Annotated in this window: 12 protein-coding genes; 3 read left to right on the top strand and 9 right to left on the bottom strand. The window is 67.8% G+C overall.

The genetic code is table 11. The annotated features are described in order from the left end of the window. Positions 1–56 precede the first annotated feature (56 nt). Positions 57–923: a MaoC family dehydratase gene (locus ON22_RS25610; RefSeq protein WP_033246497.1), complete on the bottom strand. Its 867-nt coding sequence runs from the start codon at positions 921–923 to the stop codon at positions 57–59. Further along, a complete protein-coding gene (locus ON22_RS25605; RefSeq protein WP_033246496.1) occupies positions 923–2281 on the bottom strand; it encodes a 3-oxoacyl-ACP reductase in 1359 nt (452 codons plus the stop codon). Before ON22_RS25605 ends, ON22_RS25610 begins: the two co-directional genes overlap by 1 nt. Before the next feature lie 283 nt (positions 2282–2564). Here ON22_RS25605 and ON22_RS25600 point away from each other — a divergent pair, with 283 nt between their 5' ends. Then, entirely contained in the window at positions 2565–3857 is a 1293-nt protein-coding gene (locus ON22_RS25600; protein WP_033246495.1) for an acetyl-CoA C-acetyltransferase, read from the top strand. A gap of 562 nt (positions 3858–4419) precedes the next feature. Here the strand turns inward: ON22_RS25600 and gnd are convergent. Continuing rightward, the gene (gene gnd, locus ON22_RS25595; protein ID WP_033246494.1) at positions 4420–5451 is read right to left on the bottom strand and encodes a phosphogluconate dehydrogenase (NAD(+)-dependent, decarboxylating); all 1032 of its coding nucleotides are present in this window, start codon (positions 5449–5451) and stop codon (positions 4420–4422) included. A gap of 288 nt (positions 5452–5739) precedes the next feature. On the opposite strand from gnd, the gene ON22_RS25590 reads away from it, so the two are divergent. After that, complete coding sequence (locus ON22_RS25590; protein WP_231508732.1) at positions 5740–8298, top strand: VanW family protein; 2559 nt, start codon at positions 5740–5742, stop codon at positions 8296–8298. Between the two features lie 329 nt (positions 8299–8627). On the opposite strand, the gene ON22_RS25585 is transcribed toward ON22_RS25590, so the two are convergent. From ON22_RS25585 to ON22_RS25575, 3 genes are all read right to left on the bottom strand, one after another. Further along, entirely contained in the window at positions 8628–9719 is a 1092-nt protein-coding gene (locus tag ON22_RS25585; RefSeq protein WP_086007807.1) for a glycoside hydrolase family 183 protein, read from the bottom strand. After that, on the bottom strand, positions 9716–11209 hold the full coding sequence (rox, locus tag ON22_RS25580; protein WP_081595833.1) for a rifampin monooxygenase: 1494 nt from the start codon (positions 11207–11209) through the stop codon (positions 9716–9718). The genes ON22_RS25585 and rox overlap by 4 nt, the downstream gene beginning before the upstream one ends. Positions 11210–11508: 299 nt before the next feature. Then, positions 11509–13344: an acyl-CoA dehydrogenase gene (locus ON22_RS25575; protein ID WP_043740613.1), complete on the bottom strand. Its 1836-nt coding sequence runs from the start codon at positions 13342–13344 to the stop codon at positions 11509–11511. A gap of 398 nt (positions 13345–13742) precedes the next feature. Between ON22_RS25575 and ON22_RS25570 the strand changes: the two genes are divergently transcribed. Beyond that, positions 13743–14342 (top strand): alpha/beta hydrolase family protein, encoded by a 600-nt coding sequence (locus ON22_RS25570; protein ID WP_033246491.1) that lies wholly within the window; start codon positions 13743–13745, stop codon positions 14340–14342. Between the two features lie 71 nt (positions 14343–14413). Here the strand turns inward: ON22_RS25570 and ON22_RS25565 are convergent, their stop codons facing one another. From ON22_RS25565 to ON22_RS25555, 3 genes are all read right to left on the bottom strand, one after another. Next, complete coding sequence (locus ON22_RS25565) at positions 14414–15073, bottom strand: class I SAM-dependent methyltransferase (RefSeq protein ID WP_033246490.1); 660 nt, start codon at positions 15071–15073, stop codon at positions 14414–14416. A 52-nt stretch (positions 15074–15125) separates the two neighbouring features. Beyond that, the gene (locus tag ON22_RS25560) at positions 15126–16382 is read right to left on the bottom strand and encodes an erythromycin esterase family protein (RefSeq protein WP_051158072.1); all 1257 of its coding nucleotides are present in this window, start codon (positions 16380–16382) and stop codon (positions 15126–15128) included. A 74-nt stretch (positions 16383–16456) separates the two neighbouring features. Continuing rightward, a complete protein-coding gene (locus ON22_RS25555; protein ID WP_086007806.1) occupies positions 16457–17539 on the bottom strand; it encodes a glycoside hydrolase family 183 protein in 1083 nt (360 codons plus the stop codon). Between the last annotated feature and the right edge of the window lie 84 nt (positions 17540–17623).

The raw sequence follows: 17623 nt of genomic DNA, 5'->3' as shown, positions 1-17623 counted from the left end.
CCGCTCCCGGGGCTACGGGAGCGGGATTCTGTGCCTGTTCGCCGGGATGCGCCGGTTCAGTGCAGAGTGGCGGTGAGGTGGGGGTAGCCCTTTTTCGGATGCCGCAGGGCGAGTTCCCAGCTGTCGGCGACCTGATCCGCGTACACGTTCACGGTCGAGGGCAGCAGAATCGGTTTACCGAACTTCACCGCGTAGGACACCGCACCGGGAATCCGGCCCTCCAGCGTGGCCAGGATGGCCGCCGCCGACCACATCCCGTGGGCGATTGCCCGCGGGAAACCGAACGCCTTGGCACCCAATGCCGAGGTATGGATGGGGTTCTGGTCGCCGGACGCGTTCGCGTAGCGGGTGATCGTCGACTGGTCGACCTTCAGGGTCCGCAGCGGCGGCGGTGGGACCTCTTCCGGTTTGGGTTCGGGTTTCGGGCCGCCCGACAGCGAGGTCTTCTGCTGATGCAGCAAGGTGGTCACCTGCCGCCACACCAGTTCCCGCCCGACCCGGATCTCGCTGATCGCATCCACCAGCAGACCCTTGGGGTGTTCGCGCAGGTTCTCGATATGCGCGGTGATATCGAGCGGTTCGCCGACCGAGATATCGCGGGTGCGTTCGATCAGGTTCTCCGCGTGGACGGCGCCCACCGCGACGAACGGGAAATCGCGTTGCACGATCATTTTCATCACCATCGGGAAGGTGATGACGAACGGATAGGTCAGCGGCAGTTTGTCGCCGAACCGCAACCCGGTGGCGCGGCAGTACGCGGCCAGATGTTCCGGATCCACCCGCAGGCCCTCGAGCCGGACCTCGCGGTCCGGGATGGCCGGCGCCCGGCCGGATACGAACGGCAGCGGAACCGCTCCCAGGGCAGCCTTCACATAGAGACTGCCGTTCTTCGGGGGTGCGTCGAGGGTGATGGTCTCGGTCATCACGCGCCGATCATGCTCTGGCCGCAGACGCGGACGATATTGCCGTTCACCGCATTGGACGCCGGGCTCGCGAAGAAGGCGACGGTTTCGGCGACGTCCACGGTCTGCCCACCCTGGTTGAGCGAGGCCATCAGCCGGCCGCCCTCACGGGTCGCCAGCGGGATCGCGGCGGTCATGGCGGTTTCGATGAATCCGGGCGCCACGGCGTTGATGGTGATGTTCTTCTCGGCCAGCGCGGGCGCCTCGGCGTTCACCATACCGATGACACCGGCCTTGGAGGCGCCGTAGTTGGTCTGCCCGCGATTTCCGGCGATACCCGCGATGGAGGATACGTCGATCACGCGGCCGCCCGCCTTCAGAGCGCCCGAGGACACCAGTCCCTCGGTGATTCGGTGCGGGGCGGCGAGGTTCACGTTCAGCACCGCGTTCCAGCGGCCCTCGTCCATGTTCGCGAGCAGTTTGTCGCGGGTGATCCCGGCATTGTGCACGATGATGTCGATACCGCCGAAACGTTCGGTGGCGAATTCGGCGAGCCGCTCGGCCGCGTCCGCGGCGGTCACGTCGAGTGCCAGCGCGGTACCGCCGACCTTGTTCGCCGTTTCCGCCAGCGCCTCGCCCGCGGCGGGGATATCGGCGACGATCACGGTCGCGCCGTCCCGGGCGAAGACCTCGGCGATGGTGGCGCCGATACCGCGCGCCGCGCCGGTGACCACGGCGACCTTCCCGTCGAGCGGGCGGTCCCAATCGGCGGGTGCGGTCGAATCGTCCTTGCCGACCCGGATCACCTGCGCGTCCACGAACGCCGATTTGGCCGAAAGGACGAAGCGCAGCGTCGAGGCCAGCCCGGTGGCCGCCGGGGAGGCTTCGGGGTGCAGGTACACCAGCTGCGAGGTGGCGCCGCGCAGCAGTTCCTTACCGACCGAACGGGTGAAGCCCTCCAGCGCCCGCTGGGCGATCTGGCCCTCGACCGATCCGGCGAGTTCCGGGGTGGTGCCGATGACCAGCACCCGGCCCGACGGCGCGATACTGCGCATGGCCGGCTGGAAGAACTGGTAGAGCTGCGAAAGATCCTCGATGCTGCCGATGCCGGTGGCGTCGAAGACCAGCGCGCCGTACTTGGTGCCGGCGGCCGGTGCATCGGCGAAGGTGTAGTCGCCGGCCAGCAGCGCGCGCAGCGGTTCGGCCACGCGGCCCTTACCGCCCAGCAGTACCGGGCCGGGCAGTGCGGGTTCGCCGGCGGCGTAGCGCCGTAGTTTCTCCGGCTTCGGCAGGCCCAGCTTGTTCGCGAGGAACCCGCCGGGCGCGGAGTTGACGAACGATCCGTAGAGGTTGGGTGCGCCCTTGCTCTTGGCTGCCACTGTTCCCACCTTTTCTGTTGCTCGAGTGGTGTCGGTACCGGTCGTGCACCGGTACCGCCGCACCGGCGCCGTTGCTGCCCGAACTGCGCTTCGCCCGCGGGAGCGGGGTCGGCAGGTTAGCCGGCGCACAGTCGCCGGAGGCGGTGTCGACATTGAACTTACTCCGGAGTAAGTTTATCGTAAACCGATCGCGGGCGGGCGTCGGCCGCCGCGGCCGGGTACCGCGGATCCGGAGCCGGAAACACCCGACCATCTCGCCAACTCGACAACCTGGGAGACCCGAGTGACCACCACACCCCGTTCGACCCGTCCGGTCGCCATCGTCGGCGGCAACCGCATCCCGTTCGCCCGCTCCGACAAGGCCTACGCGCACGCCTCCAACCAGGACATGTTCACCGCGACCCTGGACGGTCTGGTGAGCCGTTTCGGCCTGCAGGGCGAACGCCTGGGCATGGTCGCCGGCGGTGCCGTCCTCAAACGGGTCGGCGAACACGGCATGATCCGGGAGAGCGTGCTCGGCAGCACGCTGAGCCCCTACACCCCCGCCCACGATCTGCAGCTGGCCTGCGGCACCGGCCTGCAGGCCGTGGTCACCGTCGGCGACGCCATCGCGGCCGGCCGGATCGAGGCCGGTATCGGCGGCGGAACCGATACCACCTCCGATGCGCCGATCGGCGTGAGCGAGCGGATGCGCGAATGGATGCTGAACATCAACCGCGCCCGCACCAACGCCGACCGGCTCAAGCTGGTGGGTCAGCTGCGGCCCGGCATGGTCGGTATCGAGATCCCGCGTAATGCCGAACCGCGCACCGGGATGTCCATGGGCGAACACGCGGCGGTCACCGCCAAGGAATTCGGTATCGCCCGCGAGGCGCAGGACGAACTGGCCTACCTGTCGCACAAGAACATGGCCGCCGCCTACGAGCGCGGATTCTTCGACGATCTGGTGACGCCTTTCCTCGGGCTCACCCGCGACGACAATCTGCGCCCCAACTCCTCGGTCGAGAAACTGGCCACCCTGAAACCGGTCTTCGGCGTGAAACTCGGCGACGCCACCATGACGGCCGGTAACTCCACACCACTCACCGACGGCGCCTCGGCGGTACTGCTGTCCAGCGACGAATGGGCCGCCGAACGCCGCCTGCCGGTACTGGCACATCTGGTGGACAGCGAAGTCGCGGCCGTCGATTACATCCACGGCCCCGACGGCCTGCTGATGGCCCCGACCTACGCGGTGCCCCGCATGCTGGCCCGCAACGGCCTCACCTTGCAGGATTTCGACTACTACGAGATCCACGAAGCCTTCGCGTCGGTGGTGCTGGCCACCCTGCAGGCGTGGGAATCGGATCAGTACTGCAAGGAGCGGCTGGGTCTCGACGGTGCCCTCGGCCCGATCGACCGGACCAAGCTGAACGTCAACGGGTCCTCCCTGGCAGCCGGGCATCCGTTCGCGGCCACCGGTGGGCGGATCGTCGCCCAGACGGCCAAGATGCTGGCCGAGAAGGGCTCCGGTCGGGCGCTGATCTCCATCTGCGCTGCGGGCGGGCAGGGCGTGGTCGCCATTCTGGAGCGCTGAGCGGATATCGCCGCATCCGGCTGCGCGCGGGTCGGGTGCGGCGATTCCAGGCCGGGGCGAGTGAGCTTCGGAGCGGGCAGATCGACTATGCCGCCGCGGTGAGTGTGCTGATCGGCGCGAAGTGAAGGGCGTGGTCGTCTATATGCCCCTGCTCTCGCGGTGGACCTTCCGTGGAGGGGCGGGCTGTAATTTTGGAGACGCTCCGCGTCTCGAGGGTGGGGCCCTGTTGGGCCCGGTTCTTCACTCCTGCGCTCCTCCGCTTCGCTCCCCCGCTCCGTCGCTCCAGAACCGGGCGGGCCCCACCCGATGGGTTCGGGGGTGGGCCATGCGAGGGGGACCGCTGAGCCTCGGCGGCTGTCCGGGGTGACGGTGGTCCGGGTGGGGCCCTCGCGAAACGGGTGGGTTGAGAACCGGGGGGCGTCGTGCCGGCGGGAGCAGGGAGCTCGCCGGCACGGTGGACCGGTCGAGACAGGACTGCCCGCGGATTTCGAACCGCTCGCTGTCGCGTCTGCCGTGCCTGCCTACTGCGTGTGTGCGGCCGCGGGCCGCGCGGATCGGATGCCTATTCGGTGCCCGGTAGTTCGTGGTGCCCGCCGAAGGCCTCGCGCATAGCCGAGAGGGTTTTGTCGGCGTAGCCGGATTCGCCGCGGGAGGCGAAGCGCTGGAACAGGGCGGCGGAGAGGACAGGGGCGGGTACGCCGATATCGACCGCGGCGTCCAGGGTCCAGCGGCCCTCGCCGGAATCCGAGACGCGACCGCCGAAGGAGTCCAGGTTCGGATCGGCGTGCAGCTGGGCCGCAGTCAGATCCAACAGCCACGACGCGACCACCGAACCGCGCCGCCACACCTCGGTGACCTGCGCGATATCGAGGTCGTAGCGGTAGTATTCGGGGTTCTCCAGCGGCGTTTCCTCGGCGGAGTATTCGCCCGCCGCGCGGTTGCCGTAGTCGGCTTTGTGCAGGATGTTGAGGCCCTCGGCGTAGGCGGCCATCACGCCGTACTCGATCCCGTTGTGGACCATCTTCACGAAATGCCCGGCCCCGGCCGGGCCGCAGTGCAGATACCCCTGTTCGGCCGGGCTCGGCTCACCTGCGCGGCCGGGGGTGCGGGGCGCGGCCGCGATACCGGGCGCGATCGCCTGCAGCAGGGGTTCCACCAGCCGGAACGGTTCCGGTTCGCCGCCGACCATCAGGCAGAAACCGCGTTCGCGGCCGAAGACCCCGCCGGAGGTGCCGATATCGAGATAGTGGAGGCCGAGCGGATTCAGCTTCGCGGCGCGGGCGATATCGTCGTGGTAACGGCTGTTGCCGCCGTCGATCACGATATCGCCGGGTTCGAGCAGGTCGGCCAGTTGATCGATCACCGCGCCGGTCGCCCCGGCGGGGATCATCACCCAGACCACGCGCGGGGTGTCCAGCATCGCGAGGAATTCCCGCAGATCGGTACTACCGCGGAAACCGTCGCCCAGTTCGGTGGTGAGGCCGGTGATCACTTCCGGATGGCGTTCGCAGCCCACCGCGGTATGGCCGGCCGCGACGATCCGTCGCACGATATTTGCGCCCATCCGGCCGAGCCCGATCATGCCCAACTGCATCTCGCGTCCTCTTTTCCCTGGGTTGGAGGTCCGGATCGCAGGTCGTAGTCGATTGTGCCCGCCGCCGTCGCGAACTTCTGTGTGCGCGGGTGTAACGCCCTGTCGGCGGGGTCGATATACCGGTTGGCTCCGTGTATTCGCCTGACCCCCGACCCGGCGACTGCACGGGGCCACTTTGCTGTCCGGACCGGTATCGCGCAGTGGCCGTGCAGGCCGGTGCGCGGTATCGCCCGGCTACGGTGCGGTGTCTCAATTGAGACGCTGCCCGGACCGCCCGATGGCGCAGCTGTGATCGATCAGGCACTGAAGATTACAGTTCGGACAACTATCGTTGGCGAAGGCTCGCACTCGCGAGTCCCCGGACATATCGATTGGGGAGGACGGTTCGTGAGCGGCGAATCGAATACCGACCGCGGCGACAGACACGACCCCGGCCGACCACAGCCGACCGGCGGCGGCCCATCTCAGCCGTCGCATACCGGTCGTGACCAGCAGGCACAGCCGCCCGCACAACCGAATCCGGCAGAAACCGTCGCGCCCGGCTGGCGCGGCGGCAGTTCGTGGTTGAACCCGCCGACGGGTGCGCCCGGCGCGGACGACCCCGCCGCCTCTCCAGATTCAGTATCCGAGGGCTCGCCCAGCCAAACCTCCGGCCCCGCTCCGACCGTTTCCCGTCCGGCTGCCGCGCCGCTCGCGGCGGGGTATACCGGACCGCGGCAGACCGGGGGCGGCGTCGATCCGGCCGGATCGGATTTCGCAACCCAGCAGTTGCCACGCACCGGCCCCAATCCGCCGCCGGGCGCCTATGCCGCCGCCGGCCCCGATTCCGACGCTCCCACGGAAGTCTTCGAATCCTCCGCCCTCACGCAACGCCTGGCGGGCGAGGAGGCCGCCTGGCCGGCCTACTCCGATGACACCGCCGCGACCGACGCCCTCGCACAGAGCGGTTCGGTCCCCCCGGCGCCACCCCGTCCACCGCAGGGCCGCTCGGGCGGTTCCGGCGGCGACGGCGGAGACGACCGGAACAAGCGTTCGCCGTCCGGCATCCGCGACCGGTTCCGCGATTCCGCGACCGCGCGCCGCGTCCTACTGGCCGCCGCCGTGGTGTTCGGTATCGCCCTGGTGGGCTATATCGCCGACCTGGTGATGACTTCCGGCAGCATGCCGCGTGGTGTGGAGGTCGCGGGGGTCGCGATCGGCGGGATGGACAAGGACGAGGCGCGCGCGAAGCTGCAGACCACACTCGACGCTCGCTCCGGCGAGGTGGTCCCGGTGAAGATCGCCGATGTGCAGACCGAGCTGGTACCCAGCGCCGCCGGCCTCGGCGTGGACTGGGACGCCACCTGGGAGCGGGTGGGTGGCCAGCCGCTCAATCCGGCCGCCCGGTTGCTGTCGTTCGTCGCCACCCGCGAGGTCACGGTGGCCAGCACGGTCGACGAGGCCACGTTCGGGCGCACGCTCGACGAATTGCGGGTCCATGATCAGCCGCCGGTCGAGGGCGGTATCGCCTTCGAGGGCATCCGGCCGGTCGCGGTGAACCCGGTGCCGGGCCGGATTCTGGACACGGCCGGGGCGCGGACCGTGCTCACCGACCAGTGGGCCACGGCGAACACCCTGGATCTGCCCGTTACCCCCGCGCCACCCGCGGTCCGGCGCGACGCCATCGAGAAGGCGCTGCACGAGATCGCCGAGCCCGCAGTGAGCGCGCCGGTGGTGTATTCGGGCAAGGACAGCGGAACCGCAACTCTGAACCCGGAGCAGATCGCCGCCATCGTGAAATTCGTTCCGGACGGCCACGGCGGGCTGCGCGTCGAATTCGACCACAAGGTGGCGACGGATCTGCTCGCCCCGCAGCTGGCGCCGACCGAGGTCGAACCGAAGGATGCGACCTTCACCTTTTCCGGTGCGCCGACCGTGGTACCCGCCGTCGTCGGCGACAAGATCAACTGGCCCAAATCGCTGGAGCAGTTGCCGGCGATGCTGGCCGCCGCCGGGCCGCAGCGCACCACCGCGGCGATCTACGAGCGGATCGAACCGAAGCTCACCACACAGGCGGCGGAGTCGCTGGGGATCACCGAAGTGGTGGGTGAGTTCACCACCGGTGATTTCTCCGGTCCGTCGGGTGTGAATATCCGCACCGTCGCGCAAGAGGTGAACGGCGCGGTCGTGAAACCCGGTGACACGTTCTCGCTGAACGGGCATACCGGCACCCGCGGTGCGGCCGAGGGGTATGTGGAATCCGGCATCATCGACCACGGCCGTCCCAGCACGGCCGTCGGTGGCGGGATCAGCCAGTTCGCCACAACTCTCTACAACGCCGCCTATTTCGCCGGGCTCGAGGACGCGGGCCACACCGAGCACAGCTACTACATCTCCCGCTACCCGGCCGCCCGCGAGGCGACCGTCTTCGACGGCGCCATCGACCTGCAGTTCCGCAACAACACCCCGCATGGCGTGTACATCCAGGCGTTCGCGGACAGCTCCGATGTGACGGTGCGTATCTGGGGCACCAAGACGGTGAACGTCGAATCCATCACCGGCGACAAATCCAAGCCGACCGAACCGGAAACCATCACCCTGCCCGCGGGCGACGACTGTATCGCCTCCACCGGAGCACCCGGTTTCACGATCGCCGATACCCGGGTGATCACCGATATCAACACGGGGCAGGAGATTTCGCGCCATACGCGGACGGTCAAGTACGACCCGGTTCCCGAGGTGAAATGCGTTTCCCCGGACGACGAGAAGTCCGAAGAGGAACAGCCCGAGGAAACCGCCGCGCCGACGGCCGAGCCGAGCAGCGGAAATGAGGGCAGCCGGCCCACCAACCGGGCGGGTAACCGCTGAAGTCCGGGCCGGTAGCAGGTGGGGTTCTGCCCGGCCGGTGCTCGGTCGGCTCCGGCCTGTGGCCGCGTGCTACCTGAGCACGGGTGGGCCCGGTACCGGTTCACCGCTCACCTGTCCGGTTTTCTACGCCTGCGGATCGCCGGTGTCCGTGAGTGGACTCTCTGCTCAGGACACCGCTGGGCCGGCCGGGCTCGCACCGAGACGGGGCTGCGCAGGAGTATTCCGATTCGGGTCTGCGGGGTTCGGGCGCGGCGCGGCAGACGGAGACAGGGCCGGTACGGTGACTGCGCAGTCCCGTTCTCCGGCTCGGGTGGTGGGGCCCTGACGGCCTACAGCGGTGTACGCATCAACAGGACGTTGTACTGCCGGTGCACCGTGAGCAGGAAGTACAGGTCGCTGCCCGTCTGGTAGGGGAAGATCATGGGCGCGTAGGCGGTGGGCAGCGAAGCCGCCTCCACCAGCACCCGCGGTGTACTCCACGGACCTTCCGGGCTGTCCGCGGTGCGCAGCACCACCGAGTTGTGCGGATCGGTCGTCAGCATCACGTATTTGCGCAGATGGTCGTTCCATTGCACAGACAGTTCGGCGACACCCTCGACGATCGGCGTCGCCGCCGCCGGATCGTTCACCTTCCAGCCGCGGCCGTCCCAGTACTCGTAGGCGTCCATATTCGCGATATCCGCTTCGCGCACCCGGGAGATGTGGCCGGGGTTGCCCCGCCCGGCCGCCGTGCCGTACCGGTACACGTACCCATCGGCCTTCACGAACGCGTTCTGCTGAAAACGTTCGTGGCCGCCGCCGTTCGCCCGGCGGGTGGTGGGCAGCTGGGCCCAGGTCCGGCCGCCGTCACCGGAGGAGGCGAGGGTGGCGAAGTTGGTGGTCCACTTGCCGTGGTCACCCCATTCCTTCACCGACATCATGCTCATGTACTGCACACCGCCCACCGCGACCCCGGCCGTCGGGATCAGGCTGATCTCGATACCCGGGATCTTCGGACTGGGCAGCGGATTCGGGACTGCGCCGTCGAAAACTATGCCCTGCGACGGGTCCTTGGTACGGCTGTGGAAGAGCACATTGCTGCTCCACGCCCATGCGCTGCCGGCCAGCAGGTTGGGGATACCCAGGCCCGCGGAATCACCGAACGCCGTGATCATGGTTCCGGCTCCGTCGTCCCACATCACCCCGAGATCGGTGCCGAGCACGTTCACCCGTTCGGTGTGGTTGGGGCTGTCCATCCCGGTGACCTGGAAGACGGCCTGGGTTTCGCCCGGTAGCGACGGCAGGCCGCGTGGCTGGCCGTTGACCCCCGGGATCGGATTCACATTATTGGGGTCCGCAACGGCCGGACCGGCCAGGACGAGCGCCGCGGTGGCACCCACTATCCCGGCACGCACGAGTACGGACAGCGGGTGACGAGTCATTCTCGGTTGTCCTCCTGCGGAACTGCGCGGTCTGCGGGCCATCTTGCCACGGCCGCGGTATCGGCGTGCCGGTCCGCGCTACCGAACCACCGCGGAATCCGGTCGAGCAACTCCTGCTGATCCTCTCCGGCCCAGGCGACATGCCCGTCGGGTCGCAGCAGGACGGCGGGCGTATCCAGCTCGGCGCCAGGGTCGGCGATACGGTCGATACGGTCCGCCCACCCGGCGACGGAGAGCCGCCCGGTCCGGTCGAGCAGCAAACCGCGACCGCGGTGCATCAGTGCGTACAGCCGGCCCCCGGTCAATGCGATATCCCGCAACCGCCGTCCCAGTGGCTCGTCGCCGCCGAAGTCGTAGCGGATATCGAGCGCGGTGATCTTGGCCAGCAGATGGCGGGTCACTTCGGGGAAGTCCATCAGTTCCGAAACCAGCCCGCGCACTGCCCGTGGCCCTGGCTCATTGGAGAGCAGTTCCGATTGCGCCCGGGTATTCGCCAGCACGCCCGCGGCCACCGGGCGGCGTTCGGTCTCGTAACTGTCGAGCAGATCGTCCGGCGCCCAGTCCGTCAACGCGGCCGCGAGTTTCCAGCCGAGATTGAACGCGTCCTGGACCCCGAGATTGAGACCCTGCCCGCCGAGTGGCGGATGGATATGTCCCGCGTCGCCGGCCAGCAGTACTCGCCCGACCCGATAGCGTTCGGCCAGCCGGGTGGCATCACCGAACCGGGACAGCCGCCGCGGCGAATGCACCCCGAAATCGGTACCCGCAACGGCGCGCAGCTGCCGGGCGAAATCCGCGAGGGACGGCGGCACCGACCGGTCGGCCGCCACCTCGGCCGCGGGCACCAGCACTCGGTAGAGACCGTCGCCGAGCGGCATGAGACCGAATCGGTGTTCTGTTCTGCGCACTTCGGACATCACGGTGGTGATGGTGTCCGGGGCGGCGGTCACCGCCATTTCGCCCAGCAGCGCATCCGTTGTGGACGGTTCCCCGGGAAATTCCACCTCGATCAGATCGCGTACCGTGCTGCGCCCTCCATCGCAGCCGACGAGGTAGTGAGCCCGCAGCCGCGTGCCGTCGGCGAGCTCGGCGGTGACCCCGTGTTCATCCTGCTCCAGCCCGGTCAGCTCGTAGCCGCGCCGGATCTCCGCGCCCAGTTCCTGCGCGCGTTCGGTCAGCAGCCGGTCGGTGACCGGCTGGGGGATACCGAGGATGTAAGGGTGGGCGGTATCGAGCCCGGCGGGCACGGCTTTGTCGATACCGGCGAAATGACTGCGAAGCGGGTACTTCTGCCCGTGGGCGAGGAAACGCTCCAAGATCCCGCGCTGGTCCAGAATTTCGATACTGCGTACGTGCAGTCCGGTCCCGCGGATGAATTCGGACGGCTGGGCGTTCTTTTCCAGCACGACCACGCGCACACCGTGCAACCGCAATTCGCAGGCCAGCATCATGCCCGTGGGCCCGCCGCCGGTAATGATCACATCGAACATATATCGCCCATCCCTCGAAATCCGTGGTCCCCGGCCACCACGAGCAAACCTGTTTCCGCAGGTACCGTGGCTTCGGCCGGATATTCTGCGGCACCACCCGGGTCTTGCCGCAAGGCCCCCGGTGCGATATATGTTGAAGTGGGGAGGAATTCGAAACGATTCTTTCGACCGCTGTATGCCGTCACCGGCTCATGGATTCGTCGGCTGTGCGCTCTCCGCCGGCCGCGGGCATCCGGGCAGTCCACAAAAAACCGGCGGCCCGGATATCCGGGCCGCCGGCAGAGCGATTTCGCAGCGGATCAGAACGCCGCTTCGTCCAGCTCCATGATGTCGTTGTCCAGATTCGACAGGATGGTGCGAGTAGCGGTCAGCTCCGGCAGGATATTGCGGGCGAAGAACTGCGCCACGCCGACCTTGCCCTGGTAGAAGGCCTTGTCCGCATCTTCCGCGCCGGCATCCAGCGCGGCACCGGCGACCTCGGCCTGCCGCAGCAGCTGCCAGCCGATCAGCAGATCGCCGACCGAGAGCAGGAACCGCACGGAACCCAGGCCGACCTTGTACAGCTCGTCGGTCTGCTCCTGGGCGCCCATCAGGTGCCCGGTGAGGGTGGCGGCCATGGCCTGCACATCCTCGAGCGCGGTCGCCAGCAGCTTGCTCTCGGCCTTGAGCCGACCGTTGCCCGCCTCGGAGTCGATGAACTTCTGGACTTGTCCGGCCACATGCCCCAGCGCGACACCGCGGTCACGGGCGATCTTGCGGAAGAAGAAGTCCTGCGCCTGGATGGCGGTGGTGCCCTCGTACAGCGAGTCGATCTTGGCGTCGCGGATGTACTGCTCGATCGGGTAGTCCTGCAGGAAGCCGGAACCACCCAGGGTCTGCAGCGATTCGGTGAGGTACTGGTAGGCCCGCTCGGAACCCACACCCTTCACGATCGGCAGCAGCAGATCGTTGACCCGGGCCGCGAGATCGGCGTCGGCACCGGAAACGGCCGCGGCGACATCGGCGTCCTGGTGGGCCGCGGTGTACAGATACACCGCGCGCAGGCCCTCGGCGTACGCCTTCTGGGTGGCCAGGCTGCGCCGCACATCCGGGTGGTGGGTGACGGTGACCCGCGGCGCCGCCTTATCCGACATCTTGGTCAGATCGGCACCCTGTACGCGCTGCTTGGCGTAGTCGAGCGCGTTCAGGTAACCGGTGGACAGGGTCGCGATGGCCTTGGTGCCCACCATCATCCGCGCATGTTCGATGACCTCGAACATCTGCGCGATACCCTTGTGCACCTCGCCCACGAGCCAGCCCTTGGCCGGGATGCCGTGGCCGCCGAAGGTGACCTCACAGGTGGCCGAAACCTTCAGGCCCATCTTGTGCTCGACATTGGTGACGAATACGCCGTTGCGGTCGCCCAGTTCACCGGTCTCGTGGTCGAAGTGGAACTTCGGCACGAAGAACAGCGACAGGCCCTTGGTGCCCGGGCCGGCGCCTTCGGGGCGGGCGAGCACCAGATGCATGATGTTCGGGAAGAGGTCGTCGGAGTCGGCCGAGGTGATGAAGCGTTTCACGCCCTCGATATGCCAGGAGCCGTCCTCCTGCTGAACCGCCTTGGTTCGGCCCGCGCCCACATCGGAGCCGGCGTCGGGCTCGGTGAGCACCATGGTGGCGCCCCAGCCCTGTTCGACGGCGATCTTGGCCCACTTCTGCTGCTCTTCGGTGGCGTTGTTGTAGAAGATGTTCGCGAAACCGGGGCCGGCGGCGTACATGAAGGCCGCGGGCTGCGCGCCGAGGATCAGTTCGGCGATGGCCCAGTAGGCGGCGCGCGGAACATCGATACCGCCCAGTTCGGGGTCGACGGAGAAGCTGTCCCAGCCGCCTTCCTGCAGGGTCCGGTAGCTCTTCTTGAACGACTCGGGGAGGCTCACCGTATGGGTTTCCGGGTCGAAGACCGGCGGGTTGCGGTCGGCGTCGGCGAAGGATTCGCCCAGCGGGCCTTCGGCCAGGCGACGCACCTCGTTGAGCATCTCCTTGACGGTGTCGGCGTCCAGATCGCCGTAGGCGCCGGACTCCAGGATCTTGTCCAGACCGAGGACCTCGAAGAGGTTGAACTCCAGGTCGCGGACGTTGCTCTTGTAATGACCCATTGTGATACTCACTCTCCGTTGAGTCGGGTGCGGTCGGTGTGGTTAGCCGTTCCCGCCCGTTGTTGCCACCGGGTAGCTACCGGAACGCGGCAGGCTACTCGCGGGTAACTTACAACCTATATTACCGACGGGTAAGGCAGTCGGCAAAGCTTCTCGCGGCAATGTGACGCGGAAAACAGGCCGCGGCTCCGTGACCTGCAAAAACAACCGGCCAAGGGCGGTCCCAGGGGTATATGACGCCCTATGACAGTGCCGCCGGCGATATCGCGGAATCCGAGCTCCACCCTCCCCGATTTTCGGATAGACACGTTCTGATCAGGTATTTACGGTGCAGCCCGGGTGCCGCGACGCACCGGCGCGCGGCAGTGCGCCCGGTCCCGGAGTAGATAGGGTGAGGTGTGCGGATCGAGACGAGCGCCGGGCCCGCCGAGGCCGAGATCGACCACCCGGACGACCCCGCCTTCCTGCTGGTATTCACCCACGGCGCCGGTGGCGGTGTGGACGGCCGGGACATCCTGACGGTGCGCGATACGGCACTGGCCGCGGGCGGTGTGGTGGCCCGAGTCCTGCAGCCCTATCGGGTGGCCGGCCGCCGTGCGCCCGGTAAGCCGGAGCCGCAGGACAGGGCCTGGGCCGAACTCGTCGCCGCCCTGCGGTCGGACCTCGGCCCCGATCTGCCGCTGATACAGGGCGGCCGCAGCAACGGGGCGCGGGTAGCCTGCCGGACCGCCGGCGAACTCGGCGCCCGCGGCATCGTGGCGGTGTCCTTCCCGCTGCATCCGCCCGGGAAACCGGAGAAATCCCGGCGCGACGAATTACTGGCCGCCGCACCGGCCGAGGTCGTGGTGATCAACGGTGGTAGCGATCCGTTCGGCATCCCGGACCTGGCGGACGCGGCAGAGGTCAGGGTTATCGCCGGACAGCCGCATTCTCTCAAGAAGGGATTCGACACCATCGCCGAAACACTCGCGCCCTGGTTCCGGCGCTGGAGTCGGTGAGACTACCCATCTCGAGTCGAACGGGCCGCGCTGACACAGGCGCCTGACCGTATCGCCTGCGTGGTCCGGGGCTATTCAACCGGTTTGGTGGCGACCACGAGGGCATCGATCGCATCTCCTGCTTCGGTCGGCCGCAGGACCTGCTGGGCGGTATCGATCTGCAGGCCGCTGTCCTCGCCCAGATCGGCGACCACATCCTCGGGCGTGAACAGGATCTCCGGATCCTGCGGACCGCCGTGCCCTCGTTCCGGATTCGCGCTGTCGTGCCCGAGTACGAGCAGCATGCCGCCGCGGGTGAGCAGTTGCGCCGCCCGCCGGACCATCTCGCGACGCTGCCCGGCCGGCAGGTGCAGGAACACCATCAGGACCAGTTCGTACGGCCCGCCGATATCCACACCCGGTTCGGTGAGATCGGCGCACTGCCAGGTGATCCGCTCCCGGATCGACCGGGTCAGCCGTGTCGCCACCGTACGACCCTTATCGATCCCGACCTGGGAGAAATCCACCGCGTGCACCTGCCAGCCGTGGGTGGCCAGCCACAGCGCGTTACGGCCCTCCCCGCTGGCCAGATCCAGTGCGCGCGGGAATTCGGGAACCGTGCCGTCCGGGCCGGGCGCGCGCGGTATGCGCCGGTCCAGCCCGTGCACGAACTCCACCACCGTGTTGTTCGGCGGTGCGCCCCACACCAGTTCGCTCTGCACATACCGCGCATCCCACTCGGCCGCGTCCATACGGCCAGTGTATGGACGCGGTGCCCGGTTCGTATCGCTTCGGGGTCGGATATCACTTGTCGGCGGGGTCGGGCAGCCAATGCACCGGCGAGGTTTCACGGACGTGGACGAGGATGTCGAAAGCCGCTGCCGGCGAACTCACCTCGAACCGCGCGGCCTCGTCTTCGGCAGGGTCGTACACGCCACTGATCACCCGCATCCGTGCCGGTGCCGACAGCCATGCCCGGACCGCCGGCGGTGCGTCGTCGCGCAGGTCGACGTAGTAGGCGGGCAGGTCGACGGTCCCCAGATCGGCGTCGATGAGGTCCGGGTGCGGGCCGGGCGCAATTGCCGAGCCCAGATCGCCGTGCTGGAAACCGATCGCCACCGAGAGGTAGCCGGTACCGAAATATGCGCGCAGCCCGCTGCCTTCACCGTGGAACCGGGTCTCGGCCGCGCCGAGGCCGATCTCGGCACCGGCGGTGTGGGCGATCCCGTCCCAATACACGATTCGTGCACCGGTGGCGAGGTGGTGGTCGATGATCGCCCGGGCCGGTTCTGGGTCGTCGCCACCGAAGCTCCCGCGACCCGCCACGCTGTTCTCGTGGAAGGCCACGATCAGCCGGGCGCGGTCGAGTGTCCTCGAATAGGCCGCGGCGGCCTCGGGGCCGGCCGGCTGCGGCAACGAATGCAGCAGCGTGAGTGCGGCGCGGGCGCCTTCGGCGAACGGCCGGCCGGGGTGGATGCCCTGGTGATGCTGGACATGCTCGTCGATCCGGTGTGCACTGCGGATCGGGGTCAGATGTGCGGCGAGTTCGCCGGCCCGGTCCGGAGCCCACCGGTGGGCGTAGGCGAGCACCTCGTCGTAGTCGGCGGATTCGGCGGACGCCGGCCGGATGCCGAAAATGCCGACCTGATCGCCGGGATGGTCGATGTTGTAGGCGCGCAGCCATTCGAGCGTCGCGACGGTTTCGGCCGTGCGCAGGGGGCGCCAGGCGCCGGCGAGCGCGGTGTGCGGATCACCGCTGCCCGTGCGTACGTAGGCGTCGAGCCTGGCGCCGGAACGTGCGCTGTCCTGGATGGCGAGGGCACGGAAGCCGTGCTCGCCGACCAAGGTGCGAAGAATCCGTTCCCGGATCCCGTAGGTCTGGTGCGAGAAGCGGGTGGATTCGCCGAGGCCGACCACGGTGGCCGCGGCCAGGTGGTCGGTCAGCGTCCGCAGATCCGGACCGGTATCGGCGGCGTCGGTTCCGTGTACGGGCCGCGCGTTGTCGCGCAGCCACCGGTGCACTGCGCCGGCGGTATCGGTGGATGTCGAGGTCGTGGTCACGCCAGGCTCCTGGTGGCTCGTCGGAGTGTCGGGAACCAGCCTCGTACCTCAACTATCGTTTAGGTCAACCGCGATCAGAGGCGAGTGCGCATCAGGACCACGTTGTACTGGTTGTGGACGGTGGTGAGGAAGTACAGGTCACTACCGGTCTGATACGGGAAGATCGAGGGCGCGTACGCGGTCGGCAGCTCTCGCGCGTCGATCAGCACCCGGGGCGGGCTCCACGGGCCCTGGGGGGCGGGGGCAGTACGCATCACCACCGAATTGAACGGGTCGGTGGTCAGCGAAACATATTGACCCAGATGGTCGTTCCACATGACCGACAATTCGCCGACCCCGTGCATGATCGGCTTCGCGGCGTTCACGTCGCCGTGCTTCCAACTACCGCCGTCCCAGTATTCGTAGGCGCCCAGATTCTGGATATCCGCCTCGCGGACCCGGGATATGTAGGCGGCATTGTCGCGGCCCGACGCGGTACCGTAAACATAAACGTAGCCACCGTCTTTCGCGAAGGCATTCATCTGGAAATTGCGGTTGGCGCCTTCGTTGGGCCGGCGGGCGAATGTCAGATCGGCCCAGGTTTCGCCGTTGTCGGCGGACGCGGCCAGCCCGGAATAATTGGTTGTCCATTCGCCGGGGGTATCCCACGTCTTCACCGACATCATGCTCATGTACTGCACGCCGTTCACCGAGATGCCGGCGGTCGGAATACGGCTGATCTCCAGGAACGGAATCTTCGGGCTGGGGATCAGATCACGGGCCTGACCGAAGACGTCGCGGACCACGCTGTCGAAGTAGATGCCGTGCCGGGGGTCGTGGGTATGGCTGCGGACCAGCACATTGCTGCGCCACGCCCACATACTGCCGGACAGGAGATTGGGGAATCCGACGCCGGCGGTATCACCGAACGCGGTGAGCATTTCACCGTGCCCGTTGTCCCACATGATGCCCAGATCGGTGCCGAGCATGTTGTAGGTGTGGGTGCCGTTCGGGCTGGCCATACCGGTGACCTGGAAAACGGCCCGGGTGGCCCCGTGTAATTGCGGAAGCCCATTGGTGCCGTTCAGCACCGGTATGGGATTGATGGCGTTGGGATTCGCCGTGGCCGGTGCGGTCGCCGCGAGCATTGCGGCCGATGCGCCCGCCAGCAGAGACATAAGTATGGATCCGGTTCTTTTCAAGTCCGTCGGACCTCCGGGTTGCGTCGAGAATCGCCGCGGATAAACGTGGGCACCTCGGGA

Origin of the sequence: Nocardia carnea NBRC 14403, from assembly GCF_000308515.1 — a bacterium.
Lineage (GTDB): Bacteria > Actinomycetota > Actinomycetes > Mycobacteriales > Mycobacteriaceae > Nocardia > Nocardia carnea.
The sequence above is the reverse complement of the archived record's forward strand: the minus strand, read 5'-3'. Positions and strand labels throughout refer to the sequence as shown.

Excerpts from the sequence above, each read along its gene's own strand:
- ON22_RS25610 (WP_033246497.1), bottom strand. The coding sequence starts at position 923 with ATGACCGAGACCATCACCCTCGACGCACCCCCGAAGAACGGCAGTCTC.
- gnd (WP_033246494.1), bottom strand. The coding sequence starts at position 5,451 with ATGCAGTTGGGCATGATCGGGCTCGGCCGGATGGGCGCAAATATCGTG.
- ON22_RS25585 (WP_086007807.1), bottom strand. The coding sequence starts at position 9,719 with ATGACTCGTCACCCGCTGTCCGTACTCGTGCGTGCCGGGATAGTGGGT.
- rox (WP_081595833.1), bottom strand. The coding sequence starts at position 11,209 with ATGTTCGATGTGATCATTACCGGCGGCGGGCCCACGGGCATGATGCTG.
- ON22_RS25575 (WP_043740613.1), bottom strand. The coding sequence starts at position 13,344 with ATGGGTCATTACAAGAGCAACGTCCGCGACCTGGAGTTCAACCTCTTC.
- ON22_RS25565 (WP_033246490.1), bottom strand. The coding sequence starts at position 15,073 with ATGGACGCGGCCGAGTGGGATGCGCGGTATGTGCAGAGCGAACTGGTG.
- ON22_RS25555 (WP_086007806.1), bottom strand. The coding sequence starts at position 17,539 with ATGTCTCTGCTGGCGGGCGCATCGGCCGCAATGCTCGCGGCGACCGCA.